The sequence below is a fragment of the Streptomyces sp. NPDC006602 genome (assembly GCF_042870385.1).
Lineage (GTDB): Bacteria > Actinomycetota > Actinomycetes > Streptomycetales > Streptomycetaceae > Streptomyces.
Genome location: NZ_JBIAHG010000001.1, coordinates 875,713 through 899,617, shown reverse-complemented (window position 1 = coordinate 899,617; position 23,905 = coordinate 875,713). Strand labels below are relative to the sequence as shown.

Here is a 23,905-nt window from a genome sequence, read left to right as displayed (position 1 = left end):
GAGTTCATAGTGGTCGTTACGTCACGCCGTCACACACTGGCCGGTGAGCTGCTGGTATTGCAGTTCGCCGTCGTTGTGTTGGTGCTGGTCGCGGTCGCCGGGGTCTCGCTGGCGCAGTCGAAGGCGACGTTCGACCGGGTCGAGGGACGCCGGGTGACCGCCCTCGCCGAGGAGATGGCCGGAAACCCACTGTTGCGCAGCCAGCTCCGCAATCCCGCGCCCGCCGAGACCCTCGCACCGCTGCTGCAGACCAAGCTGACCCAGTCGAACGTCACCTCCGTCACGGTCGCCGACGCCGCCGGTGAGATCGTCGCCGCCACCAATCCCACCCTGGTCGGGACACGGCTGCCGGTCGACGGGCCCGACGTCGCGCAAGCGCGCGGCTGGTCGGGGGAGCTGCCGGTGGACGGGGTCCGCGAGCTGGTGGCCCAGGTCCCGGTGCTCGCAGACAACGACAACCACGTCGGCGAGCACCTCGGCACAGTCATGATCGGGCGGGCCTCACCCACGGCCTGGCAGCGGCTGAACGGCGCCTCGTCGTATCTGCTCGCCTACCTGGGCATCGCGAGCCTGCTGGGGGGCGCCGGATCATGGCTGCTGGCCCGGCGGATCAAGCGCCAGACCTTCGGCCTCGAGCCACGTGAGATCGCCGGTCTCGCCGAGCACCGCGAGGCGATGCTGTTCGGGATCGCCGAGGGCGTGATCGCGCTCGACCCACAGCTGCGGCTCACGCTGGTGAACGAGGTCGGCCGCAAACTTCTCGTCCTTCCCGAGGACTGCGTCGGGATGAGCCTGGCCGACCTGGGGATCGGGGGCAGGCTGTACGACGTACTGGCCGGGACGGACGGTGAGCACGGCGCCGAGCACGGTACCGAGCGGCGCGACGAGGTGGTCGTACGCCGGGGTCGGGTGCTGGTGATGAACCGGATGGACGTCACCAAGGACGGCCGTCGGCTGGGCTCGGTGACGACCCTGCGGGACCGTACCGAGCTGGCCCAGCTGGAACGCGAACTGGGCTCGTTCCGCAGCAGCACCGAGCTGCTGCGCGCGCAGGCCCACGAGTTCTCCAATCAGCTGCACACCATCTCCGGGCTCATCCAGATCGGCGAGCACGACGAGGTCGTGCGTTATGTCCGCGCCCTGCGAAAGCACCGTGAGTCGCTCGATCTGACTCTCACCAGCCGGGTCCGCGACCGGGCCGTCGCCGCGCTGCTCATGGCCAAGTCCGCGCTCGCGGCGGAGCGCAGGGTCCGGCTGCGCATCTCGGAGCTCACGGCCCTGGACCGGCTGGAGCCGACGGACTCCGCGGACGTGGCGACGGTGCTCGGCAATCTCGTCGACAACGCCCTCGACGCTGCCGCGGCCCCGGACCAGGGCAACGACGCCTGGGTGGAGGTGGAGCTGCGCCAGGACGCATCGAGTGTGGAGATCGTGGTGCGTGACTCGGGCCCGGGCGTGGCTCCTGAGCTCGCGCAGGAGGTGTTCTCCCGCGGCTTCACCACAAAGGCCGCGCGGGGCGGCGACCGGGGTATCGGCCTGGCGCTCACCCGGCTGGTCTGTACACGCAGAGGAGGCGAGGTGTCGGTGGCCAACACACATCCTGGCGCCGTGTTCACCGCCCGGATGTCCGTAGGTCAGCTCACCGATCGGGAGACGGAGGAAGTCCGGTGATCGACGTACTGGTTGTCGAGGACGACTTCATGGTGGCGCGGATCCACCGCGGATTCGTCGATGGTGTCGAGGGCTTTCGCGTGGTCGGATCGGCGGACTGCGGGGAGAAGGCGCTCGCCGCCGCCGCCGAGTTGCAGCCCGACCTGGTTCTGCTCGACCTCTATCTGCCCGATATGTTCGGTTTGGATGTCATTCGCGGACTGCGGACGGCGGCCCACGACTGCGATGTGCTGGTGATCAGTGCCGCCCGTGAGGCAGAGGCGGTCCGGGCTGCCGTCCGCCAGGGCGTGGTCGACTACCTTCTGAAACCATTCGACGCCGACGACCTCAAGGACCGGCTGGAACGCTACAGTGCCCGGCGCGGCAATCCGCACACCGCCATGGTCAGCGGACAGGCCGATGTGGACCGCGCACTGGGACGGGTGGCGGCACCGACGGTGACGTCCACTCTGCCGAAGGGCATGAGCGTGGAGACCGCGGAGCTGGTCCAACGCGCTCTGCGCGCGGCTGACGGAACCTTGTCCGCGGCCGAGTGCGCGACGAAGGTCGGCATCTCGCGCGTCAGCGCTCGCCGCTACCTCGAATACCTCAGTGTCACGGGCCAGGCGGAGGTGTCGCTGCGCTACGGGCAGGCGGGCCGCCCCGAGCGTCGCTACCACTGGCACGCCTAAGTCGGACCGTGTCCCTGTCGGTCGGCCGGAATGCCTGACTGCTTGGGGTGGCGTGCCGTGTCCCGGCGAGAATCCGCTGCGGGCGAGTTCGAGGCGGTGGACGCCGGCCGGCCCGTGTCACCGACCCGCCTCGCCGCGGCCGGCCGCGGCGGTGATGGCGCACCGCACGTCAAGGGGCTGGGTCGGTCGGCTCTTCGCAGGCCGGTGCCTGGGGGGCGTCATTGGCGTGCCGCGTCAGGTCGCAGACCGTGCCCAGCGCGATCTTCCAGGTGTTGTCCTGGAGGACGGCCGCCCCCGGGCCGCCGGTGTCCAGCCGTCGGCTGTCGCGAGTGAGGGTGTAGGTGACGTCGGCGTGCAGGTCGGAGGTGTACGACACCGAGGTCACGTCGGCGCGGAGGCGGCGGCCGAGCCGGTCGCGGAAGAGATTGTCGATCATCAGCGCGTTCTCCTCGCCGCTCTCGACGGCCTCGCTTCTCTCGTCGAGGGAGGACGCCGGATCGAAGAAGATCCGCCAGGCTTCCCTGATGTCCTGCTCGGCTTCCTCCGGGTCCGCCGGTGCCGTCCCTGTCGGCGTGATGGACTCGGAGACCGACGGTGACGTACCGGCCGTCGTGGGGCTGAACGACTCGGTGACGGGCGACGGTGTCCTTCTGGGCGCGTCGCCGTCGCCGCTGTCGTCGCAGGCGCCGGTGAGGACCAGGACAGCGGCGGCGACCACCGCCCAGGTCACACGTGGTGTCGCAGAGACCATGGAGCTCCACCTTCGGGGTCGCCGTGTGTGTGAACTACCCGGATCGGGGTGATTCACCCGGGCGGATTCGCGCGCGAGAACGAAGTGGGTACCGCGTCACGGGGTGAGGCCGTCATCCCGCTGGGGGGACGACGGCTCGTCAGCCTGCCCTGGACTACGAGGGCCCTGGACTACGAGGGCTCGGGCAGCCGCCCGGCCCCGGGCCGTGCCCCACCGAGCGGCTGCCCGAGCCGCACATTCCAGCGCCCGGACCGTCCGCTGAACTCCGTCGCCGTCAGCGGTGGCACGTCGATTCGCCAGAAGGCCGGGTCGGGAGCCCCGAGCGTCCGTACCACCGCAGCCCGTACGGCCTCGGGATCCACCACGGCGACAGTCCGGCCCTCGAACCGAGCGGCCGACGCGAGCCAGGCGGCGATCCGGTCGCAGAACTCCCGTACCGACTCCCCGCCGTGCGGCGCGGATGTGGGATCCGCCAGCCACAGGGCAACCGCCTCGGGCTCCTTCGCGCTCACCTCCGCCAGGGCCGCGCCACGCCAACGACCCGTGTCGAGCCCCGTCAACTCCGGTACGGGCACGGCGTCCAGGCCGAGCGCCTCGGCCGTCTCCCGGCAGCGCACCGCGGGGGACACCCAAGCCCGGTCCACCGCCGTGAGCGTCCCGGCCGCGCTCCGCGCGAGCCGGAGTCCCGCGGCGTCGAGCGGACAACCGTCGTCGAAACGAGCCTCCCGCAGCGCCGCACTGATCGCGGGTGAGATCAAGGTCACTCGGCTTGTCATGTTCCCGTTCCCATGCTCAACATCCCGGCGTCGCCCAGGACTTCAGGTCCCACGCTCGCCGGCGTGCGCCCATGCGCTCTTGGCCGCGCCCCTGCTTCGCGGTACCTTCTGGGACGATGTCCAGGACGGACATCGACGACGGTTCCGTGGAAGCCGGTGAGAGTCCGGCACGGTCGCGCCACTGTAAGCCCGGTTCGCACCCCCAGGTGCCAGCAGGGCAAGTCAGACCCGCCCCGTCGTCCTGTGCACCACCGAAACGGGACGCGAGTTCCCCAGGAGGGCCTGCCATGGCGCAGTCTGTCGCTCAGCCGACCACCATTCCCACCGCCGTACCGGCCAAGCTGCCGATCGGCGCGATCGCCCCGTGGGCGGTCTTCTTCGGCATCCTCATGCTGGTCCTGCTCTACTTCGTCGGCTTCGAACAGGGCGCCACCTCGGCGATGAGCGGAGAGAGCGTCCACGAGTGGGTGCACGACGCCCGCCACCTGCTCGGCTTCCCCTGCCACTGACGGCGCGGGGAAACGCACGAGCCCATGAATTCGGTAACCGTCCGCAACCTTCTGGTGCGCGGCATGCTCGCGGGTCTCGCCGCGGGCCTGCTCGCCCTTGCCGTCTCCTACTTCCTGGGCGAGCCGCGCGTCGACGCGGCGATCGCCTACGAGGAGGCCCACGCCCACGCCCACGAACACGGCCAGGAACTGGTCAGCCGCACGATGCAGTCCACCGCGGGCCTGTCCACCGGTGTCCTGGTCTACGGCGTCGCGTTCGGCGGCATCGCCGCCCTCGCGTACTGTTTCGCGCTCGGCCGTATCGGCCGCTTCGGGCCGCGCGCGAGTGCGCTGCTCCTGGCGGTCGCCGGCCTGGTCGCCGTGTATGTCGTGCCGTTCTTGAAGTACCCGGCCAACCCGCCCGCCGTGGGTGACCCCGACACCATCGGCAGGCGCACCGCCCTGTACTTCCTGATGGTGGTGCTGAGCGTGCTGCTCGCTGTCGCCACCGTGATCCTGGGCAAGCGCCTGGCGCCGCGCCTGGGCAACTGGAACGCGACGCTCGCCGCGGGCGCGTTCCTCGTCCTGGTCGTCGGGCTCGCGTACGGGTTCCTGCCGTCCTTCAACGAGGTCCCGGAGCACTACCCGGCCACCCTGCTGTGGCAGTTCCGCCTGGCGGCGCTCGCCGTCCAGGTGACCCTGTGGACCTCTTTCGGGCTCGTCTTCGGGGTGATGGCGGAGCGGGTGCTCGTACCCGGGGCCGCTGAGGCGGTTGCCGCCGAGGAGCCGGGTGCCGCTGGTCGGAAGACTCCGGTACCGCACTGAGGACGACGTCACTCCGGCGACCCCTGCCGGAGTGGCGGCCAGAGGGGGCGCTGAAGGAGCCGTACGCCCTGCTCGACTCCTTCGCGCCCCAGGCGACGACCCCGTTCACCCGCTGGGTCGGTCGTGGGTGGTCACTCGGATCCGAAGACCGCCTGGCTGACGTCGTTGGGCCCGTCGAACTTCTTCTTCGGCAGGGACTCGATGCGCTCCACGAGTGAGCTGTCGGCGCCGTTGTCCCGTGCGAGCCGCGCCAGGTCCTTCTGGTCGGCCGGGTAGTCGGCTCCCTTGAGTGCCTTCTGCAGATCGATGGGGCTGATGGTGGCCATGTCCGCGTCCTTCCGAGAGCACTTGCCGTACGGCCTGTGCGAGTACCCGGCCGCGGCGCGACCCATTCGGAGATCGCCGATCCGGACGAGGCAGCTGTGCCGCTCTACCGGCCGTGGACCGGCACGGCAAACCGTCCCAGCGCCGGTCCACAAGTCGACGCCGTCGGGTCGGCGCCGCACGATGGGGGTCCGTCCCCATGGGGCGACCCGTCTGGGGAAGATGCGCAGCGTCAAGCATCCGGAGCGCTCCGAGTCCGGTCACTTCCGCGCCGCGAAGACGGTGGCCAGGAAGATCCTCAAGGCCGACGCGCCCGGTAGAGGTCCCGAAGGTTCAGCGTCCGAGTGCCTCCAGTACGGCTTCCAACTGGCCCAGCGGCTCGGCGCCGACGATGCGCAGTACGATCGTGTCCGCCCCGGCCGTCTCCAGTTCGTGGAGCCGGCCGGCGGCCTCGGCCGGGCTGCCGGAGACGGTGAAAACCTCCTCCTGCGGGCGGCCGAGCCAGGCGCCGTGGCCCTCGGTGTGCGGGTGCAGGGTCCGGGCCACCTCGCCGGGGTCCGCGCCGACGCAGCAGAAGGACAGCACCGTCAGCGTGTGGTCGTCGGCGGCTCCGCCCTTCGCGGTCAGCGCCCGGGTGTTCTTCAGGTCGCGCGGGCCGTGGCCCTCGGCGATCAGCGTGCCGTCCGCGACCCGGCCGGACAGTTCCAGCGAGCGGGGCCGGACCACGCCCGCGACCAGCGGCGGCGGTTCGGTGGGCGGGTGCACCAGCCGGATGCCGTCGAGTCGCAGCTCCCGGCCCTCCAGTTCGACCCGCTCCCCGCGCAGCAGCGCGCGCACGGAGGTGATCGTCTCCTCCAGCAGAGCCAGCGGTGAACTCGGCGCGACGCCCACCGAGACCATCCACTCCCGAACCCCGTGTCCGATCCCGGCCACCAGCCGCCCCGGGAACACCCGGGCCAGCGTCGCCAGTTCCATCGCCAGCAACGCGGGGCTGCGCAAGGGAGCCGGCGTGATCCCGATGCCCACGCGGACGCGTTCCGTCGCGCCCAGCGCCACGGCCGCCGCCGACACCCCGCCGTTCCAGCCGAGGTCCTCGACCACCCACAGGTCGTCCACACCGAGCGCCTCGGCCTGGCGCGCGAAGACGGGCAGCTCTTCCGGGGCCCAGTCGCGGTCGTACATCACACCGATCCGAAGGTTCGTCATGCGTCGGAACCTATGCTCCGGCCGAGCGGCGGATCAATGAGGTATTCAGCGTTACTAGTTACTGCGTCACCGCGTCACCGTTCGCGCCGTGCCGCCGCCGTGCGCAGGGCCGCGCGGAGTTCCTCCGGGGGCGGTGAGCCATCGGAGCCGGTGCTGGCGGTGACCGCCGCGGCGACTGTACGAAGCTTGGTGTTGGAGAGCTGGGAGGCCTCGCGGAGGATCGTCCAGGCCTCGTCGGAGGTGCAGGCGTGGGTGGCCATGAGGATGCCGCGCGCCTGGTCGATCACCGGGCGGGAGACGATCGCCTGGCGGAGCTGGTCGACCTCCTCCTGAAGGTGCCGCAGTTGTTCCGCGCGTTCCACGGCCACCGCCGAGGAGGCGGACGGGTGCGAGGGGCGCGGGGCGGATCCGTCGTCCACGGCCCGCACCGGGTCCTTGGTGTCCAGACCGACCAGCTCCAGGATGCGGAGCGGCTGGCCGTCCCAGTTCACGGTCACGACCGGTATCCCATGCCGCCGGCCGTAGTCGCCGAGGGTGTCCAGGAACTCCAGTCCGGCCGTGTCCATGAAGATCACCCCGGTCATGTCCAGCTCCAACTTGTGCACGCCGTCCGGCAGTTCGGCCAGTGTCTTGGCCAGGATGTCCGTGGCTCCGTGGACGAGCTCCCCGCGCGGAACGAGCACCGCTCGGCCCGCCTCCACGCGGCTCTCGATCACCAGGGCCTTCAGCCGCCCCGCGAGAGGTGTGTGTGCCGCTGAGGTCATGTCCCCGCCTTGTTGGTGACTGACAGTCTTCATGACGTTGCGTGCCCCCGTCCGCCGGGCCGACTCCGTGGGCCCAGGCGGTGCTGACTGAGCGCCTGCCCGCCGTACGGCGTACTACACACCGTCCATGGGAATGCCGGGTGCGGTCCGGGGTATGTGCGATCGAGTCCGGGAAGAGTGGGGAGGCGGTGTGGGCAACCGATACCTGAGCCTGTCCGGGACCGCGGGCGCGGTTCCGGAGCTGACGGTGTCCCCCCTGGCCGAGCGCAGGGGACTGCGCGTGGCGGGGGAGGTCGGCCTGGCGACGCACGCGGTGTGGGAACGCGCGCTGGAACACGCGGTGCGTGAGGACCAAGACGTCTACCACCTGGAGTTGTCGTCCGTGACTTTCGTCGACGTCGCCGGCGCCGGAGCGCTCGCCGCCGCCGCCCAGCAACTGGGCGACGGTCGGCGCATCGTGCTGGACCGGCCGCCCGACACCCTTCAACGCGTGCTGGAGATGTTCTGGCCCGACCTTTCGGCGATCGAGGTGTCGATGTCATGAGTGCCGCAGCCGAACTCGCCGATCCCTTCGTCCACCCCGCCCTCTTCTACGGCGACCAGCAGGAGTACGTCGCGGGCACGGTGTCCTTCGTCCGCGCCGGCCTCGCCGCCGGCGACCCCGTGGCGGTCGCCGTCCCCGGCGAGAACCTCGAGCTCATCCGGGACGGGCTCGGCGCCGACGCCGACGCCGTACGGCTCCTGGACATGCGGGAGGCCGGGCGCAACCCCGGCCGGATCATCCCCGGCGTGCTGCGCGCCTTCGCCGACGCCCAGCCGCCCGGCCGCCGGGTGCGGATCATCGGCGAGCCGATCTGGGCGGGCCGCTCGGAGACCGAGTACCCCGCCTGCGTCCAGCACGAGGCGCTGATCAACGCGGCCTTCCAGGGCCGTCCGGTCAGCATCCTGTGTCCGTACGACGTCCGGCGCCTCGCACCGCAGGTCGTCGCCGACGCGTACGCCACCCACCCGACCGTCATCCAGGCAGGCGCGGGAGGGGAACGGGACAGCGGGGCGTATGACCCCGACGACGTCGTGGCCCGCTACAACGAGCCGCTGCCGCCCGTGGCCGACGTGCCGAGCCTCGCTTTCGACGCGGAATCGCTCTCGCAGGCCCGGCACGTCGCCACCGACCTGGCCGCACAGCTGGGACTGGCCGGCGTCCGGTTGCAGGACCTGGCCCTCGTCACCGCCGAACTGACCACCAACAGCGTGGTGCACGGGGGCGGTTCGGGGACGCTGCGGGTGTGGGCCGAGGACGCGCACGTGGTGTGCGAGGTCCGCGACACGGGCCGCCTCGTGGACCCCTTGGCGGGCCGCCGCCCCGCTCCCCGCGATCAGCGGGGCGGGCGGGGGCTGCTCATGGTCAACCTTGTCGCCGACCTGGTGCGGGTGCACACGGGGGCGCAGGGGACGACGGTGCGCTGCTGGTTCGCGCGCTGAGGACCGTACGCGCGTCTCCTCATCGCCGACGTCAGGGGGCCAGCGGGTCCAGGACCAGCGGCTCGATCTTGCCCTCCAGCATGTAGCCGAGGCCCTGGGCGGCGCACACGTCCGGCCGTTCGGCGATGTGCACCGGCATGCCCGTCGCGTGCCGCAGCATCTGGTCGAAGCCGGGGAGCAGGGCGCTGCCGCCGACCATCATGATCCCGCGGTCCGCGAGGTCGGCCACCAGGTCGGGCGGGCAGTTGCGCAGCACCCTGCCGATGCCGTCGAGCACGGCGGTCAGCGGAGTCTCGATCGCGTCCCGCACGGCGGCGGTGTCGACCTGGACGGAGCGGGCGAGGCCGGTGGCGACGTCCCGCCCGTGGATCTCGGTGCGGGTCGGGCCGTGCGAGGTCAGGCCGTTGCCGGAGAGGGCGAGCTGCAGCGGCCGTACCGACTGGCTGGGCAGCATCAGTTCGTGCTCGTGACGCAGGTGCTGCACGATCGCGTGGTCCACGGCCTCCCCGCCCACCGGGATCCGCTCGGCGGTCACGATCGACCCGAGGGAGAGCACGGCCACCTGGGTCGCGGCGGCCCCGCACACCATGATCATGGTGGCCTCCGGGCGCTCGACGGGCAGTCCGCATCCCACGGCCGCGGCGATGAGCGTGTCGACCAGCTCCACGCGGCGCGCCCCGAGCCCGACGAGCGTCTCGATGGCCGCCCGCTGGGCCAGTGGGTCGGCGTCGTGCGGGGTGCAGGCGGCGGCCCGTAGTCGGGGCTTGCGACGCAGGGCGCGGCGCATCTTGTGGCCGAGCAGGTGCCGCAGCATGCGCTGCGCCATCTCGATGTCGACGACCGTGCCGCCGGAAACGGGCCGGACGACACGGATGTAGTCGGGCGTACGACCCGTCATCTTCTCCGCGAAATCGCCGACCGCGATCAGCGCGCCGGTACGGGTGTTCACGGCGGCGGCGGACGGCTGGTCGACGACGAGCCCGGCCCCCTTCACGTACACCCGCGTCCTCGCCGCGCCCAGGTCGACGGCGAAGTGGCAGCGGCGCAGCTGCTCCAGACTGGCGGTCATGGCAGTCCTCCCGAGAGCACAGACCGTGGGCCGCCGGGTGGTGGCCTCATAGGCATCGTGCGGGGGCGGGGGTGGGGACGCGTCTTGTGGTGGGCCGGGTGGGGTGCGGCTGAACGGGGGTTTCGGGTCAGAGGGAGCGGGCGGCCTCGAGCACCGGCGCGAGGGAAACGGGACGGTGATCTCGCAGCCGGCCTCGCGTAGGCTCCGGTCGACGGTCGGGTTTGCGTGCCGGGTACTGGAAGGTCGTCGCCGGCGCCGCTGTGGGCCGGCTCGACGAGGATCGGCGACCGGTCGGGGGCCGCTTCCGGTTCGGCGGGCGCGAGGGCCCGGAACAGGTCGTCCAGCCGGGTCTGCAGGTGGTCGGCGAAACGGGTGACCGTGCCGGCGGCGCCGGGCCCGTCGAGTTCGTACAGTACGAACAGCGCCGCCGACCAGAGTGAGTCGAAGCCCTCCTCGGGCGGCAACGGGTCGAACCGGTCGGCGGCAGCCGTGCAGAGCCGTACCGGGTCGTACTCCAGAGCGGCGCGGACCGCCCGCTCCATCAGCCCGCGAGCCGCGCCCGGGCGGCGGTCGCATGGTGCGAGGTGGGCACCAGGCCCTTCAGGTCGGGCCGGTACCGGACCTGACCTCGGTGGGCATCATCCGCCGTCGCGCCCGCCCGGGGCACCCTCCGCCGTGACCATGCCGGCGACCTCGCCGGTGCCGACGAGCGTGACCGCCGAGCCGCTGAACCCGGGCGCCGGGCGGCCGGCCGCCCGGCTGCCAGGCCTCCGGCTGGATCCACTCCCGGTTGATCACGGACGGTACTCGGGGTTGTCGCCCGGTGCGTGCCGGACCACGCCCAGTTCGGCCAAGTCCTGCGGTCGGATGCGGAGTTGGTCCGCCGTCGCCTCGACCTCCTGGGGCGTTCGCTTCAGGATCGCCGCCGCCAGGTCGGGTGCGATGACGGAGAAGTAACTGTCCGGCGTGGCCCAGGTGTTGCCGGGGGCCGCCAGGGCCAGTGCGCCGCCCGAGCCGCCCTCGCCGATCAGCAGGGTGGTGACCGGGGTGCGGGCGGCGGCCACCGTGAGGAACAGGTCCGCGATCGCCGCGCCCACGCCCTGCCGTTCGGCCTCGGCGTCGTTGGCCGCGCCGGGTGTGTCCACCAGGGTCAGCACCGGGATGCCGAGGCGGTCCGCGAGGCGGATCAGGCGGGTGGCGGTGCGGTACCCGGCGGGGCGGGTCGGCGTGCCGGTCTGGGCGGCGTAGGCGACCGTACGGCCCTCGTGGTCGCCGAAGCCGCACAGCATGCCGTCGGGGTCGGTGCCGCCGCAGCGGTCGCCGTTGACCGGGAGACGGTGCGTGAAGTAGGCGTCCAAGTAGCTTTCGGCGCGCGGTCGTCGGGGGGAGCGGGCGCGCTGGACCGCGGCCCAGCCCGTGGCCGGGAGGTCCGTGGCGCCGAGGGGCGGTGGCACCGGGGCGGGGACGGCAGACCGACGCGTCAGCAGGCCCAGCCACCGGCCCAGCGTGCGGCGCAGGTCCTCCGGTTGTACGACCGCGTCGGCCGCGCCCGCCGCCACCTGGGCCTCGGCCGTGTAGGCCGCCGGGTCCGCGTCCGGCGGCCGGACGCGGGAGCCCGCGAAGCCGACCTGCGCGCCGGGCAGCGCGAGGATCACGTCGGCACCCGCGCCCAGCGTGGCCCAGCCACCGCCGGTGGTCGGGTTTCGCAGGACCGCTATCTGCGCCAGCCCCGCCTCCCTGGTGAGCGCCGACTGCCGGGCCACACGCTGGAGTTGGGTCAGTGCGAGCATGCCCTCCTGCATACGGCTGCCGCCGGTGGCGATCAACGGCACGACCGGCAGCCGGTGTTCGCGGGCGTACGTGTACGCCGCCTCCATCCGGTCCCCGGTGCGCTCGCCGAGCGAGCCGCCCAGAAAGCCGAACTCGAACGCGATCAGCACGGCCGGCGTGCCCTCCACCTGCGCGGTGCCGCAGACCACGGACTCCTGCTCGCCGGTGCGTTCGGCGGCGCGGGCGCGCGAGGTGTCGTAACCCTGCCATGCGAGGGGCCCGTCGGGGCCGGATTCCCTTGCCGGGTACGGGAGTTCCGTGAAAGTGAGGTCGTCGGTGACCGCGGCGATGGTCTCGCGGGCGGTCGGGCGGTCAGTCATGGGCCAGCGCCCGCTTCATGATCTTCCCCATGTCGTTGCGGGGCAGTGAGGTCAGGTGGTGGACGACGCGGGGGCGCTTGTGCGGGGCGAGACGGCTCGCCACATGATCCGCCAACTCCTGTGTCGTAGGCGGCGATCCGGGGTCCGCCGGGACGATCCACGCCACGATCCGCTCGCCCAGGTCGGCGTCCGGCTCGCCGGTGACCGCGGCCTCCCGTACCCCTGGATGCTCCAGCAGGGCGTTCTCGATCTCACCCGCCCCGATCTTGTAACCCCCGCTCTTGATCAGGTCGGTGGCCTTGCGGCCGACGATGCGCACATAGCCGTCGGGGTCGCGCACGGCCATGTCCCCGGTGCGGAACCAGCCGTCGGCGGTGAAGGCGGCGGCCGTGGCCTCCGGCCGGTTGAGGTACTCGGTGAACAGGTTCGGGCCGCGCACCTGGATCTCGCCCACGGTCTCGCCGTCGTACGACGTGATCGGCGACCCGTCCTCCTCCACGAGCCGCAGCCCGACCCCCGGCAGCGGTACGCCGACCGTGCCCGGGCGCGGCTCACCGTCCGCCCGGACACTCGTGTTCATGAGCGTTTCCGTCATGCCGTACCGCTCGATGACGCGCTGCCCGGTCGCGGCCGTGATCCGCTCGTGGTCGTGCACCGGCAGCGCGGCGGAGCCGGAGACGAGCAGCCGCGCCCGGCTCAGCGCCTTGGCCAGCGCGGGATCGTCGGGGAGTGCCTCCGCGACGCGGTGGTACATCGTCGGGACGCCGAACAGCATGGTCGCGCCGGCGTTCAGCTCGCGCGTCACGCCCTCGGTGCCGAACCGGCCCAGGTGGCGGACCGAGCCGCCGCGCCGCAGCGGGCCGAGGATGCCCAGGACCAGGCCGTGGACGTGGAAGAGGGGCAGCCCGTGTACGAGCACGTCGTCGCCGGTCCACTGCCAGGCGTCGGCGAGGGCGTCCAGGGTGGCGGCGACGGCCCGGCGGGGGATGACGGCGCCCTTGGGCGGGCCGGTGGTGCCGGAGGTGTAGACGACGAGGGCGGGGCTCTCGTCCTCGGCCGCCTCGGCGTTCGGGACGGGCCCGGTGGCCCGCACGTCGACGTCGATGCGCTCCACATCCCGTAGCGGTGAGGGGAGTTCGTCGCCCGGAGCCGCCAGCACCACCGACGGCGCACTGTCCGACAGGATGTGCTCCAGCTCCTTCTCCCCGGACTTCGGGTTCAGCGGCACCGCGGCGACGCCGGCCTCCAGCGCCGCCACGACCGCCACGGCCGTCTCCAGCGCCGGGGTCGCCCAGACGGCCACCCTGCCCGCCCCGCCGATCCGCGCCGCGAGGGCACCGGAGGCGGCGCCGAGCTCGCCGTACGTCAGGGACCGGTCGCCGAACCGGAGGGCGGGACGGTCAATCCGGCCGTCGGTCAGGGCCGGGAAGAGAGAGGACACGCGTCTTGCTCCTTAATGTCGCCGAGAATCGACGAGGAAATCGCCGACTGTCGCTGTCTGTCGTGCGCCGTGCCTACCCCCAGCCCGGCACGACCATCACCAGCCACGCCACCGCGGGTACCACCGCCACCACGATCCCTCCGTACACCATCAGCTGCCGGAAGAAACGCTCGCGGTCGACGTCCGGCGCCGCGGCCAGCACCAGGGCGCCGTTCGTCGAGAACGGGCTCACGTCCACCACCGTCGCCGACACCGCGAGCGCCGCCACCATGCCGACCGCCCCGATCTCGCCCTGCGCGAGGAACGGCACGGCGAGCGGGATCAGTGCGCCCATGATCCCGACGGAGGAGGCGAACGCGGAGACGATCGCGCCGATGTAGCAGAGCAGTACGGCGGCCAGGAGTGGGACGCCGATCTCGCTGACGCCCTTGCCGGCCCACGTGATGGTGCCCATCTCGTCCAGGACGGCGACGTACGTCAGGACACCGCAGATCAGCAGCACCGTCGACCAGGCGATCTGACCGACCGCCTTGCGGCTGTCCTCCGGCCAGGCGGTGCTCAGGCAGACGGCGAGGGTGATCGCGGTCAGACCGGCGTCGAGGTCGAAGACGAGGACGGCGACGACGAGGGCGACCAGCGCGGTGAGGGTGGCGATCCGGGCCGGGGTGAGGCGGGTGGTGTCCGGGGTGTCGGGCTGGGCTTCGACGAGGGTGGCAGTGCCGGAGGGGCTGGTGCCGTTGCCGGTGGCGGCAGGAGACGTACGGGCGCCGCCACCGCCCTCCGGAGATGTACGGGCGCCGCCACCGCCCTTCGCCGGGTCGCCCTCGCCGGAGCCTCCGTCCGGCGCGACCGCCCCCCGCGCCCACAGCTTCAGCCCGCCGAACAGGACGAAGACGACTCCGGCGATGACCAGGTTGGCGATCAGTGACGCGAGGAACAGGGCGATCTCGTTGCCCGGCAGCTTCTCGCGCTCGACGATGCCGTTGACGATCGTGCCGTAGATGCTGATCGGCGAGAAGCCGCCGCCCTGGGCGCCGTGCACCACCATCGCGCCCATCAGCAGCGGACTGATCCCGTAGCGGGCGGCGAAGCTCAGCGCGATCGGCGCGACGATCGCGACCGCGGCCGGGCTGACCGCGCCGATCGCGGTGAGCGCGCCGGTGATCGCGAACATCACCCAGGGGATCAGCGCGACGCGCCCCCGGACGAGCCGGATCGACGCGTGCACCAGCCAGTCGGTCGTGCCGTTGGCCCGCGCGATGGCGAAGAGGTACGTGACGCCGACGAGCACGACGAACAGGTCGCCGGGGAAACCGGCGAAGATGCCGTCCGCGTCGAGGTCGGCGACGAGCTCGCCGACCGCGAAGGCGGCGGCGAAGGCGAGCGCGCCCATGTTGACGGAACGGGTGGTGGCGATGACGAACACCACGACGAGGACGAGGATCGAGATGAGTTCGGGGGACATACGGGCTCCCGTCTTTGGGTGCCGAGCGGCGGGATGGGTATCCGGGGGAGTGGACGAGTGGCTCAGCCACTTACGGGTCGGTTGGCTCGTTAGCGTGGGCGCGGCCGGGGACGCCGTCAAGGGGTCGCGCAGAAATTGGCTCAGCCACTCGGCCATCAGGGGGCCCGGTGCTACGCTCCCGACGAGAGGGGGACCCCGTGACCGAGCCTGTGACCGGCGCCCTGCGCCCCATGACGAAACAGCGCCTGTACGAGCAGGTGCTCGACCGGCTGCGCCAGTACGTCACAGAGGGCGGCCTCAAGGCCGGCGACCGCCTCCCGCCCGAGCGTGACCTGGCCCAGCGGCTGGGTGTCAGCCGGGCCTCGGTCAAGCAGGCGATCGTGGTCCTGGAGGTGCAGGGCCTGGTGGAGGCGCGGCACGGCGGCGGGACGTACCTGGTCCGCGACAGCCTGGACGTCGAGCCCGTCGAGGAGATGGTCGAGCGCCGCCGGCGCCTCCCGGACGTGCTGGACGCCCGCGAGGCCCTGGAGACGAAACTCGCCGAACTGGCCGCCGAGCGCCACACGGAGGACGACCTCGCGGCGATGCGGGCGGCACTCGCCCACATGGCCGAGGAGATCGAGGCGGGCGGTCACGGCATCGAGGGTGACCGCCTGTTCCACGCGGCGGTCACCGCGGCCGCCCACAGCAGTCTCCTCGCCGAGTTCATGCGCTCCATCGCCGACCAGATCGCCGAGAGCCGCACCGAGTCCCTCCGCCAACCCCACCGCCCCCACCGCTCCCTGGCGCAGCATCAGGCCATCCTGGACGCGATCGCGGAGGGGCAGCCGAAGCAGGCGGCCACCGCGATGCGCCGCCATGTCCGTACGGTCGCGAAGGTCCGCCTGCTGGACTGGGAACCGGACAGGCCCTAGACCGCCGCCTCCACCACATCCGCCACGACACAGCTCACGTTGTCCGGGCCGCCGGCCGTGTTCGGACGCCGACAAGGTCGCCCATCCCGGCCTGCAGCCCTGGACCCCGACCCCGGCCGAACTGTCCGTCGCCGAGCGCGCCCTGGCCGCCGTACCGGACGCGGACGAACTGCTGTACGCCCGCGTCGACCTGGTGGACGGGGAGGACGGGCAGCCGCGGGTGATGGAACTGGAGCTGGTCGAGCCGAACCTGTTCCTGTTCCTGCATCCGGACTCGCTGCCCGCGGTCGTGGAGGCGATCCTGGCGGCGGCCCGCTGATCAGGTCGGTACGTCGTCCCGCGTACCCAGGGCCGCGGCCGCCAGCCGGTGGCCGCGGCGCAGGCCCTGCTCGGGGCCGCGGCCTTCGAGGAGCGCCGCCGACAGGTAGCCCGCGGCGAAGGCGTCGCCGGCGCCGACCCGTTCGACGACCCGGGACGGTGGCGCGGCGACGAAGGTCTCCTCGCCGTCCTCGGTGTACGCCGTCGCCCCGTGCCCGGCGTCCTTGACCACGACGACGCGGGCGGGGCGCAGCAGGTCCCGTACGTCCGCCGACTTGCCGATGCCCCACAGGGTCTCGGCCTCGTCCCGGCCGACGAAGACGACGTCGGCGGCGCGGGCCAGGCGCAGCAGCACGTCCGCTGCGTCGGCGGGCCGGTGCCGCCACAGGGCGGGGCGGTGGTTGACGTCGAAGGAGACCAGCGGGCCAGGGGCGGACCGGTGGGTGATCAGTACGTCCATCAGGGCCGCGCAGCTGTCCGACAGGGCCGGTGTGATGCCGGACAGGTGCAGCAGCCGCGCCTCGCGGAGCAAGGGGAGGCGGGCCAGGGAGGGGCCCATGCCCGTGGCCGCCGAGCCTCGGCGGTAGTAGTAGGTGCGGGTCAGGTCGGGGGTCGGGTCCTTGAAGTACACGCCGGTGGGCCGCTCGGGATCGATCTCCACGGCACAGACGTCGACCCCGCGGGCCGTGAGGTCGTCCAGGACGCGGCGGCCGAGCGGATCGGCGCCGACGCGGCTCAGCCAGGCGACGCGGTGCCCGAGGGCGGCCAGCGAGCAGGCCACGTTGGACTCCGCGCCGCCCACGGTCAGCGCGAGCGAGCGCTGACGGGCGAGCGGCTGCGCGTCCGGCGGGCTGAGCACGGCCATGGTCTCGCCGACGCACACCACGTCGTGGGCGGGGGTGGACGCTTTCGGTTCTCTCACGTGTCCAGCACCCGGTGCAGGAACTGCTGCGTGCGGACCTCCGCCGGGTTGCCGAACACCTGCTCCGGCGGGCCCTGTTCGAGGACGACCCCGCCGTCCATGAAGACGACCCGGTCCGCGGTGTCCTTCGCGAAGCGCATCTCGTGGGTGACCACGACCATGGTCATGCCGTCCTCGGCGAGGGAGCGCATGACGCCGGTGACCTCGCCGACCAGCTCCGGGTCGAGCGCGGAGGTCGGCTCGTCGAAGAACATGATCGCCGGGTCCATGGCGAGCGCGCGGGCGATGGCGACCCGCTGCTGCTGGCCGCCGGAGAGCTGCGCCGGATAGGAGTCGGCCTTGTCGGCGAGCCCGACCCGGGTCAGTGCGGCACGGCCGCGTTCCTCGGCCTCGGCGCGTGCCAGCTTCCTGACCCTGAGCAGGGCGAGGGTGACGTTGCCGAGCGCGGTCTTGTGCGGGAAGAGGTTGAACTGCTGGAAGACCATGCCCACTTGGCCGAAGATCTCCGGGGCGCGCTTGCGGTCGTGCAGCGGTACGCCGTTGACCCATACCTCGCCGTCGTCCGCGCGCTCCAGGTCGCACATGATCCGCAGCAGGGTGCTCTTGCCGGAGCCGCTCGCGCCGATCAGGACGACCACCTCACCCGGCTCGACGTCGATGTCGACGCCCTTGAGGACCTCCAGCGCGCCGAACCGTTTGTGCACGCCGGACAGGGAGATACGGGCGACCGTCTTTTCCACGGTCGTGGTGCCGGTGGTCGTCATGCGGTGACAGCCTTTCGTTCCATCCGTCGCACGACGAGCGACAGCGGGTAGCAGATGACGAAGTACAGGGCGGCGACGGCGAGATAGGTGGTGGCCGGATCGCCCGCGCGGTCGATGACCGCCTGGCCCTGGCGCAGGAGTTCGACGTAGCCGATGACGACGGCGATCGAGGTGTCCTTGATCAGGGAGAGGTACTGGCCCACCAGCGGCGGCAGCACGATCGCCCGGGTCTGCGGCAGGATCACGGTGGTGAAGGTCTGCGCGCGGCTGAGCCCGAGGACCCGTGCGGCCTCCCATTGGCCCCGGGGCACGGCCTCGATGCCGGCCCGGAAGATCTCCGCGATGTACGCGCCCTCGTAAAGGGTCAGCGCGAGAAGGGCCGCGCCGAAGACTGTGATGCCCGCGAGGTTCAGATAGGCCGCGCCGAAGTAGAGGAACAGCATCTGGATCAGCAGCGGGGTACCGCGGAAGACCTCCAGATAGACCCGGGCGACCTGGGCCAGCAGGGGGATGCGACTGGTGCGTACGGCCGCGACGACCAGCCCTGCGAGCGTCCCGGTGGCGATGGCCGCGAGGGACAGCAGGGCCGTGGCCCACAGTCCGTCGGTGAACAGCTGACGGTTCGACCAGATGACCGACCAGTCCATGGTGATCACGCCTCCTTGCCGACGCGGGCGGGATGGGCGGTTCGCGCGAGCAGCAGCCGTCGTACGGCGGCCGGCGGGCGCGGCCGTACGGCCGTCGGCAGTGGCGGTTTGAAGGCCACCCGGCCGATCAGCCCGGCCGCCAGCACCACCAGGTTGGTGAGGACGAGGTAGAGCACCGCGGCGATGCCGAAGACCTGGACGGTCAGCAGGGTGCGGGAGTTGATGACCATCGACGTGCCGGTGAGCTCGGGCACGGAGATCGCGGACAGCAGCGACGAGCCCAGGATGATCTGGACGAGCTGGTTCACCACCGCCGGGTAGACGTTGCGCAGTGCCTGCGGGAGCACCACGTGCGCGAAGGCGCGGGCGGGGCTCAGCGCCAGGACACGCGCCGCCTCGCGCTGGCCGGGCGGGACGGCCTGGATGCCGGCCCGGAAGATCTCCGTCAGATACGCGCCCACGTTGACGCCGAGTGCGAGGACGCCCGCCTGGACGGGGCTCAGCCGCACCCCGGCCGACGGCAGCGCGAAGTACGCGACGAACATCTGCAGCAGCACGGGGGTGTTGCGGATGACCTCGACGTACACGGCGGCCGGTGCGCGTAGCACGGCGTACCGGGATCTACGGGCCAGGGCGCCGCCCAGCCCGAGGAAGAAGGCCAGCGCGAAGGCGGCGAGCGAGAGTCTCAGCGACAGCCAGGCCGCGCTCAGGTAGGTGGGCCAGTCCTGGAGGGCGTAGGACCAGTCGGTGAGCATGAGGGCTCCTCCCCATGTTCACGGCGGGGCGACGATCCCCGGCCATTCCTTGGCCGGGTGCCCGCCGCCCGCCGGAACTCAGTAGGACGGGTTGAGCGGGAAGACGCGGTCGACGCCGAACCACTTCTTGTAGACGGCGTTGGCCTGACCGGACGTGTTGAACTCCCGCAGCCAGGTGTTGACCCACTGGAGCCAGGTGGGGTCGCCCAACTGGACGCCGATGCCGTTGTACTCCAGCGGGACCACGGAGTCCTTGGTGACCTTGAGCGAAGGGTCGAGCTTCGCCTGGTAGTTGAGGAAGTTGGAGTCCTCGACCATGGCGTCGGCCTGGCCCTGCTTGACCGCGAGGACGGCGGCGGAGGAGGTGTCGTATTCCTGGATCTTGGCGCCGGGGTTGCCGGACTTGACCGCGTCCCCGTTGGTGGAGCCCTTGGTGACGGCGACCGTCTTGCCGGTCAGGTCCCCGATCGTGGCGATGCCGCTGGACTTCTTCACCAGCAGGACCTCGCCCGCGACGATGTACGGGTCGCTGAAGGCGACCTGCTTGGCGCGCTCGGCGGTGGTGGTGAAGTTGCAGACCACCGCGTCGACCTTCTTGGTCTGCAGGTTGGGGATGCGGTTGGCGGAGGTCGTGTCGACGACCTTGACCTTGACGCCCAGCGCCTTGGCCATCGCGCCGGCGACGTCCACGTCGAAGCCCTCGGGCTTGTTGTCCTTGGTGAGCGAACCGAAGGGCGGGAACGTCAGACAGCTGGCGACGTTCAGCGTGCCGCGCTTGATGACCGTTTGGAGTGTCGAGGACTGGGTGCCGGCGGCGGTGGTGCCGGAGGCGGAGCTGCAGGCGGTGAGGAGAGCGGCGGTGGTCACACCCGTGCAAACCAGCATCAGTGGGCGGGTACGGTGACGAACTCGCATCGCGGGTCCCTTCGGGGAGGGTGACTCCTCGGGGAGTCTTCGAGGAGTCTCGGGGAGAAGGTGTTCTGCAATGCAAAACGTCGTTTCGCAGAACGTTGCGCCGAAGCTAGCCCGAGTGCTCGCGACCGGTCAATGGAGGATTTCAATATGTAACACGGAGTTTTGCTATGCAGCACGTTAGGATGTCGACGTGACTGACGCACCCGACACTCCTCCGGCCCGCCGCAACGCCTCCTCCTCCCTGCGGCGCGCGCTCGGCATCCTCATGCACCTGGCCGAGGACAGGGGCCATCCGCACGGCGTCACCCTGACCGACCTCGCCGACGGGCTCGGGATGAGCAAGTCCACCGTGCTGCGCCTGGTCGCCCCGCTGCGGGACGTGCGGCTGGTGGACCAGGACCCGGAGTCGGGCCGCTACCGCCTGGGCCCGCAGAACGCGCTGCTCGGCCAGGCCTATCTGGAGCGGCGCGACACCCGGCAGATCACCTCGCCTGTGCTGCACCGACTCGCCGAGGACAGCGGCGAGACCGTGCACCTCGTGACCTTCGATCCCCCGGAGATCGTCTACATCGACAAGGTCGAGAGCACCCAGGCGGTCCGGATGCACTCCCGGATCGGCAGCCGGCAGCCCGCCTACTGCACCGCCACCGGGAAGGTCTTCCTCGCCCACAGCGCCGACGACGTCGTCGACAAGGTGATCGCGGCCGGCCTGCCCGCCCGCACCCCGGCCACCCTCACCTCGCCCGAGCGGCTGCGCCAGGAACTCGCGCTCATCCGGCAGCGCGGCTACGCCGTCGACGACGTGGAGAACGAGCTGGACATCCGCTGCGTCGCCGCCCCCGTCCACGACCACAAGGGCGATGTCACCACGGCCGTGAGCGTCTCGGGCCCGGCCGCCCGCGTCACCCGCGACCGCGTCCCGGAACTCGGCGCCCTCCTCGTCGCCGCCACCGGCGCGATCACCCAGAGCCTCGGGGGAGTGGCGCCGGGGGTCGATGACCTGGCCTAACCGCCCTTGGCGGACCGGTCGTCGACCGCCACCCGCTGCAACAGCCCCCACGTGAACTCGGCGACGCACTCCCACCGCGCGCCCTGACCGTCCGGCGCGGTGAAGGCCAGCCCCCAGCGCGTCGGCGCCGTGCCCTGGAGCGGGCGGGCCGGGGCGAAGGCGCGGGCCGCCTCGTCCACCGTGCAGGACCAGGGGGTGAGGTCGTCGAGGGTCCGCAGCGAAGGTCCCTCGGCTCCCGGGGCGCGGATCAGCCACTCGTTCCAGACGGCGCCGTTCGGGGCGAGGAGCACCTCGAAGCGGAGGTCGGGCCAGAGCGGGAGCGGCCAGAGGCGGGCCTCGCACTCCAGGTCGCCGATCTTGCGGCTGAGTACCGACTCGGGTGCGCCGAGGATCGACCGGTATCGGGAGGCGGCGGACCGGGACCGCGGGGAGCGGACCATCGCCTGCCAGCGTCGGTTGGCCTCCCTCATGTCCGCGATGGAGACGCCCAGGTCGTGGCGGGCCTCCTCCACCAGGTCGGGATTGTGGTCGGCCATACGGCGCAGCAGCACCAGCTGGAAGTCGAGCGGGGTGAAGGGACTAGCGGCGGGCTTTGCGGAGGGCATGCGAACCATCGTCCCCCACCCGAGGGGACCCCGGACGGCGGCCGTCCGGCAGGAACAGCACCGAGTTCACGTACCGGGGGCGCTTGCGGAACGGCAGGACGCGGCGCAGCAGGCCGTGGGCGACGACGTACGAGGACACCGACTGGTGGGCCTCCAGCGGGAACGCGGCGAGCGGCACCCAGTTGTCACCGGGCAGTACCCAGCCGTCGTAGCCGAGCATGGACAGGTACGTCACCACCGGCGCGATCGGCTGGATACGGGACTCCAGCTCGACGAAGAGGGCCGGCCGGTCGCGTGCCAGCAGCGCCGTCGCCCCACGCAGCACGGCCAGCTCGCTGCCGTCCACGTCGATCTTGATGAAGCCGACGTCGTGCAGGGCCAGTTCGTCGAGGGTGATGCAGGGCACCTCCAGCGCGCGGCCGTGGATGTCCCGGCGGACCAGCGACGACACCCCCCGGTCGCCCGCGTCGTCCGGCGGCAGCCACAGCCGGGCCGTGCCCGGGCGGTCCGCGGCGGCGGCCTGGATCACCCGTACGTTCGCGGGGGCCGCCGAGGTCAGCAGCCGGGCCAGATGGGGCACCGGCTCGACGGTCACCACCCGGTGGGCCCGAGCGGACAGCCGCCGCGTCCAGGGGCCGTACCAGCCGCCGACGTCCACGGCCGTACCGCAGCCCGCCGGGCACAGCTCGTCGAGCCGCGCCAACTCCGGCTCGAACCGCGGGTACACGGCTCTGGCGGCGGCCGCGACCAGGCGGGTGGGGAGGTGGGGGGCCAGGCGGGCCGCCCAGGTGCGCGCGGGGCCGGTCATGGAGCCATCCCGGGGGTCTGGGGGGAACCCCCGGAAAGGCGCGACAGAAGATCCTCGTGCTCCTCGTCCGAGACCTGCTCCCCGGAGGACGGCAGCAGTTGCGGAATGCCGTCGAGGATCGGGTAACGCCGGTGCAGACGCGGGTTGTAGAGGGCCTCGGTCCGCGCCGGACCGTCCGGTACGACGAGGTGCAGCGGCCCCTTGTCCAGCGGGCACGCCAGGATCTTCAGCAGCGGGTCGTCGGGTTTCACGGTGGGGTCAACTCCTTGGCACCGAGGGAGGGTTGGGGCGCCCGGTCGTGCTTCGGCATGCTCAGCAGTACGGCGACGGCGAGCACGATGCCCGACAGGCGCAGCGCGAGTCTGAGCGGGTCGTGGGGCAGCGCCTCGCCGAACGAGAGCGTGCCGAGCACCGCCGTGAACAGGCAGGTCACGGTCGTGCACACGGGCACGATCAGCGAGGCCCGGCAGCGTTGCAGCGCCGCCTGCGACATGACGAGCCCGAAGGCGCCGGTGAAGAGCAGGAGATACGGATACGGGGAGCGGAGCACGTCGAGTACGGCCCCGCCCAGGCCGCTCGCCGTCAGGTAGCTCGAGATGCCCTTGATGGCGAGCGAGCTGACGCCGTACAGCAGGCCCACCGCCACGCCGTACTCGACGCCCGTGGTCGGTGCGCGGTGGCGGTGCCGGGTGCGGCGCTCGGCGGAGTTGTACAGCCAGACGCCCGCCGCCAGCGACGGTACGCACACCAGCAGGATCAGCGGGTACGGCGCCTGCTGGCTGACCGTGTCGGAGCTCTCGCTCAGCGACAGGACGACCATGAGGAGCGCGGCGAGGATCGCGGCCAGGGCGTACCGTTCGCGGCCGGTGGTCTCCTCGCCCAGCAGCCGGGCGGACAGCAGCACGAGCAGAACCAGACCGGAGACGAAGATGCCCTGCGCGGCGGCGATCGGCAGCGTCCGGTACACGGCGAGCTGCGCACCGAAGCCGGCGGCCAGCGAGAGCGATCCCCCGATCCACAGCGGGCTGCGCAGCACCAGTCCCAGCAGCCGGGCGGGCTGCCGGACGCTGACCTCGGGCAGGGCGGCCAACGCCCGTTTCTCCAGGACGAATCCGGTGCTGTACAGGACGTTCGCCAGCAGCGCCGCGGCCACTCCCCACCACAT

The 23,905-nt window shown here is 71.9% G+C and carries 26 protein-coding genes, 2 pseudogenes and 1 riboswitch; of the genes and pseudogenes, 10 read left to right on the top strand and 18 right to left on the bottom strand.

Annotation, left to right across the window (positions count from 1 at the left end):
- The first annotated feature begins 9 nt into the window (after positions 1-9).
- Positions 10-1,671 (top strand): ATP-binding protein, encoded by a 1,662-nt coding sequence (locus ACFYO2_RS04155; protein ID WP_388343684.1) that lies wholly within the window; start codon positions 10-12, stop codon positions 1,669-1,671.
- Positions 1,668-2,342 (top strand): response regulator, encoded by a 675-nt coding sequence (locus tag ACFYO2_RS04150; RefSeq protein ID WP_388343682.1) that lies wholly within the window; start codon positions 1,668-1,670, stop codon positions 2,340-2,342. The genes ACFYO2_RS04155 and ACFYO2_RS04150 overlap by 4 nt, the downstream gene beginning before the upstream one ends.
- A 169-nt stretch (positions 2,343-2,511) precedes the next feature.
- Here the strand turns inward: ACFYO2_RS04150 and ACFYO2_RS04145 are convergent, their stop codons facing one another.
- Together ACFYO2_RS04145 and ACFYO2_RS04140 are read right to left on the bottom strand one after the other, a co-directional pair.
- Positions 2,512-3,093 carry a hypothetical protein gene (locus tag ACFYO2_RS04145; protein ID WP_388343679.1) on the bottom strand — a complete coding sequence of 194 codons (582 nt, stop codon included), beginning with the start codon at positions 3,091-3,093 and terminating at the stop codon, positions 2,512-2,514.
- Positions 3,094-3,263: 170 nt separating this feature from the next.
- On the bottom strand, positions 3,264-3,869 hold the full coding sequence (locus ACFYO2_RS04140) for a histidine phosphatase family protein (protein WP_388343676.1): 606 nt from the start codon (positions 3,867-3,869) through the stop codon (positions 3,264-3,266).
- A gap of 106 nt (positions 3,870-3,975) precedes the next feature.
- Positions 3,976-4,120, top strand: a riboswitch (cobalamin riboswitch).
- A gap of 36 nt (positions 4,121-4,156) precedes the next feature.
- Here ACFYO2_RS04140 and ACFYO2_RS04135 point away from each other — a divergent pair.
- On the top strand, positions 4,157-4,378 hold the full coding sequence (locus ACFYO2_RS04135) for a CbtB domain-containing protein (RefSeq protein ID WP_388343673.1): 222 nt from the start codon (positions 4,157-4,159) through the stop codon (positions 4,376-4,378).
- Between the two features lie 24 nt (positions 4,379-4,402).
- A complete protein-coding gene (locus ACFYO2_RS04130) occupies positions 4,403-5,182 on the top strand; it encodes a CbtA family protein (protein WP_388343671.1) in 780 nt (259 codons plus the stop codon).
- 131 nt (positions 5,183-5,313) lie between these two features.
- Here ACFYO2_RS04130 and ACFYO2_RS04125 read toward each other — a convergent pair whose 3' ends face one another.
- On the bottom strand, positions 5,314-5,508 hold the full coding sequence (locus tag ACFYO2_RS04125; RefSeq protein WP_388343668.1) for a DUF2795 domain-containing protein: 195 nt from the start codon (positions 5,506-5,508) through the stop codon (positions 5,314-5,316).
- Between ACFYO2_RS04125 and ACFYO2_RS04120 the strand changes: the two are divergent.
- Positions 5,489-5,812: pseudogene (locus tag ACFYO2_RS04120) on the top strand (DUF6424 family protein); the annotation flags it as partial. The gene ACFYO2_RS04125 and the pseudogene ACFYO2_RS04120 overlap by 20 nt on opposite strands.
- 27 nt (positions 5,813-5,839) lie before the next feature.
- Here the strand turns inward: ACFYO2_RS04120 and ACFYO2_RS04115 are convergent.
- Positions 5,840-6,712, bottom strand: a complete 873-nt coding sequence (locus tag ACFYO2_RS04115) for an LLM class flavin-dependent oxidoreductase (protein WP_388343666.1) — start codon at positions 6,710-6,712, stop codon at positions 5,840-5,842.
- A gap of 74 nt (positions 6,713-6,786) precedes the next feature.
- Complete coding sequence (locus ACFYO2_RS04110) at positions 6,787-7,476, bottom strand: ANTAR domain-containing protein (protein WP_388343664.1); 690 nt, start codon at positions 7,474-7,476, stop codon at positions 6,787-6,789.
- Positions 7,477-7,666: 190 nt separating this feature from the next.
- Here ACFYO2_RS04110 and ACFYO2_RS04105 point away from each other — a divergent pair, with 190 nt between their 5' ends.
- Together ACFYO2_RS04105 and ACFYO2_RS04100 are read left to right on the top strand one after the other, a co-directional pair.
- Positions 7,667-8,020, top strand: coding sequence for an STAS domain-containing protein (locus ACFYO2_RS04105; RefSeq protein ID WP_388343661.1), 354 nt, complete (start codon positions 7,667-7,669; stop codon positions 8,018-8,020).
- The gene (locus ACFYO2_RS04100; RefSeq protein WP_388343659.1) at positions 8,017-8,958 is read left to right on the top strand and encodes an anti-sigma factor RsbA family regulatory protein; all 942 of its coding nucleotides are present in this window, start codon (positions 8,017-8,019) and stop codon (positions 8,956-8,958) included. Before ACFYO2_RS04105 ends, ACFYO2_RS04100 begins: the two co-directional genes overlap by 4 nt.
- Positions 8,959-8,989: 31 nt before the next feature.
- On the opposite strand, the gene ACFYO2_RS04095 is transcribed toward ACFYO2_RS04100, so the two are convergent.
- From ACFYO2_RS04095 to ACFYO2_RS04080, 4 genes are all read right to left on the bottom strand, one after another.
- The gene (locus tag ACFYO2_RS04095) at positions 8,990-10,027 is read right to left on the bottom strand and encodes a rod shape-determining protein (RefSeq protein WP_388343657.1); all 1,038 of its coding nucleotides are present in this window, start codon (positions 10,025-10,027) and stop codon (positions 8,990-8,992) included.
- A gap of 794 nt (positions 10,028-10,821) precedes the next feature.
- A complete protein-coding gene (locus ACFYO2_RS04090; protein ID WP_388343654.1) occupies positions 10,822-12,177 on the bottom strand; it encodes a carboxyl transferase domain-containing protein in 1,356 nt (451 codons plus the stop codon).
- Entirely contained in the window at positions 12,170-13,618 is a 1,449-nt protein-coding gene (locus tag ACFYO2_RS04085; protein WP_388343651.1) for an acyl-CoA synthetase, read from the bottom strand. The genes ACFYO2_RS04090 and ACFYO2_RS04085 overlap by 8 nt, the downstream gene beginning before the upstream one ends.
- A gap of 73 nt (positions 13,619-13,691) precedes the next feature.
- On the bottom strand, positions 13,692-15,083 hold the full coding sequence (locus ACFYO2_RS04080; RefSeq protein WP_388343649.1) for an SLC13 family permease: 1,392 nt from the start codon (positions 15,081-15,083) through the stop codon (positions 13,692-13,694).
- A 209-nt stretch (positions 15,084-15,292) separates the two neighbouring features.
- Between ACFYO2_RS04080 and ACFYO2_RS04075 the strand changes: the two genes are divergently transcribed.
- Together ACFYO2_RS04075 and ACFYO2_RS04070 are read left to right on the top strand one after the other, a co-directional pair.
- Positions 15,293-15,997, top strand: a complete 705-nt coding sequence (locus ACFYO2_RS04075) for a FadR/GntR family transcriptional regulator (protein ID WP_388344003.1) — start codon at positions 15,293-15,295, stop codon at positions 15,995-15,997.
- A 64-nt stretch (positions 15,998-16,061) separates the two neighbouring features.
- Positions 16,062-16,316 (top strand): annotated as a pseudogene (locus ACFYO2_RS04070) (hypothetical protein); the annotation flags it as partial.
- Here the strand turns inward: ACFYO2_RS04070 and ACFYO2_RS04065 are convergent.
- From ACFYO2_RS04065 to ACFYO2_RS04045, 5 genes are all read right to left on the bottom strand, one after another.
- Positions 16,317-17,237: a sugar kinase gene (locus ACFYO2_RS04065; RefSeq protein ID WP_388343647.1), complete on the bottom strand. Its 921-nt coding sequence runs from the start codon at positions 17,235-17,237 to the stop codon at positions 16,317-16,319.
- Positions 17,234-18,001 carry an amino acid ABC transporter ATP-binding protein gene (locus ACFYO2_RS04060; RefSeq protein WP_388343644.1) on the bottom strand — a complete coding sequence of 256 codons (768 nt, stop codon included), beginning with the start codon at positions 17,999-18,001 and terminating at the stop codon, positions 17,234-17,236. Before ACFYO2_RS04060 ends, ACFYO2_RS04065 begins: the two co-directional genes overlap by 4 nt.
- Entirely contained in the window at positions 17,998-18,648 is a 651-nt protein-coding gene (locus ACFYO2_RS04055) for an amino acid ABC transporter permease (protein ID WP_388344000.1), read from the bottom strand. The genes ACFYO2_RS04060 and ACFYO2_RS04055 overlap by 4 nt, the downstream gene beginning before the upstream one ends.
- 5 nt (positions 18,649-18,653) lie before the next feature.
- A complete protein-coding gene (locus tag ACFYO2_RS04050) occupies positions 18,654-19,403 on the bottom strand; it encodes an amino acid ABC transporter permease (protein ID WP_388343642.1) in 750 nt (249 codons plus the stop codon).
- Positions 19,404-19,481: 78 nt separating this feature from the next.
- Positions 19,482-20,288, bottom strand: a complete 807-nt coding sequence (locus ACFYO2_RS04045) for a transporter substrate-binding domain-containing protein (RefSeq protein WP_388343639.1) — start codon at positions 20,286-20,288, stop codon at positions 19,482-19,484.
- 220 nt (positions 20,289-20,508) lie between these two features.
- Between ACFYO2_RS04045 and ACFYO2_RS04040 the strand changes: the two genes are divergently transcribed.
- Positions 20,509-21,327 carry an IclR family transcriptional regulator gene (locus ACFYO2_RS04040; RefSeq protein WP_388343636.1) on the top strand — a complete coding sequence of 273 codons (819 nt, stop codon included), beginning with the start codon at positions 20,509-20,511 and terminating at the stop codon, positions 21,325-21,327.
- Here ACFYO2_RS04040 and ACFYO2_RS04035 read toward each other — a convergent pair.
- From ACFYO2_RS04035 to ACFYO2_RS04020, 4 genes are read right to left on the bottom strand one after another with little or no spacing between them, the layout of a single operon-like run.
- Positions 21,324-21,941: a hypothetical protein gene (locus ACFYO2_RS04035; RefSeq protein ID WP_388343633.1), complete on the bottom strand. Its 618-nt coding sequence runs from the start codon at positions 21,939-21,941 to the stop codon at positions 21,324-21,326. The genes ACFYO2_RS04040 and ACFYO2_RS04035 overlap by 4 nt on opposite strands.
- Positions 21,907-22,740, bottom strand: a complete 834-nt coding sequence (locus ACFYO2_RS04030) for an FkbM family methyltransferase (protein ID WP_388343630.1) — start codon at positions 22,738-22,740, stop codon at positions 21,907-21,909. Before ACFYO2_RS04030 ends, ACFYO2_RS04035 begins: the two co-directional genes overlap by 35 nt.
- Positions 22,737-22,991: a Trm112 family protein gene (locus ACFYO2_RS04025; protein WP_388343627.1), complete on the bottom strand. Its 255-nt coding sequence runs from the start codon at positions 22,989-22,991 to the stop codon at positions 22,737-22,739. The genes ACFYO2_RS04030 and ACFYO2_RS04025 overlap by 4 nt, the downstream gene beginning before the upstream one ends.
- Positions 22,988-23,893 carry a DMT family transporter gene (locus ACFYO2_RS04020; protein WP_388343997.1) on the bottom strand — a complete coding sequence of 302 codons (906 nt, stop codon included), beginning with the start codon at positions 23,891-23,893 and terminating at the stop codon, positions 22,988-22,990. The genes ACFYO2_RS04025 and ACFYO2_RS04020 overlap by 4 nt, the downstream gene beginning before the upstream one ends.
- Positions 23,894-23,905 lie beyond the last annotated feature (12 nt).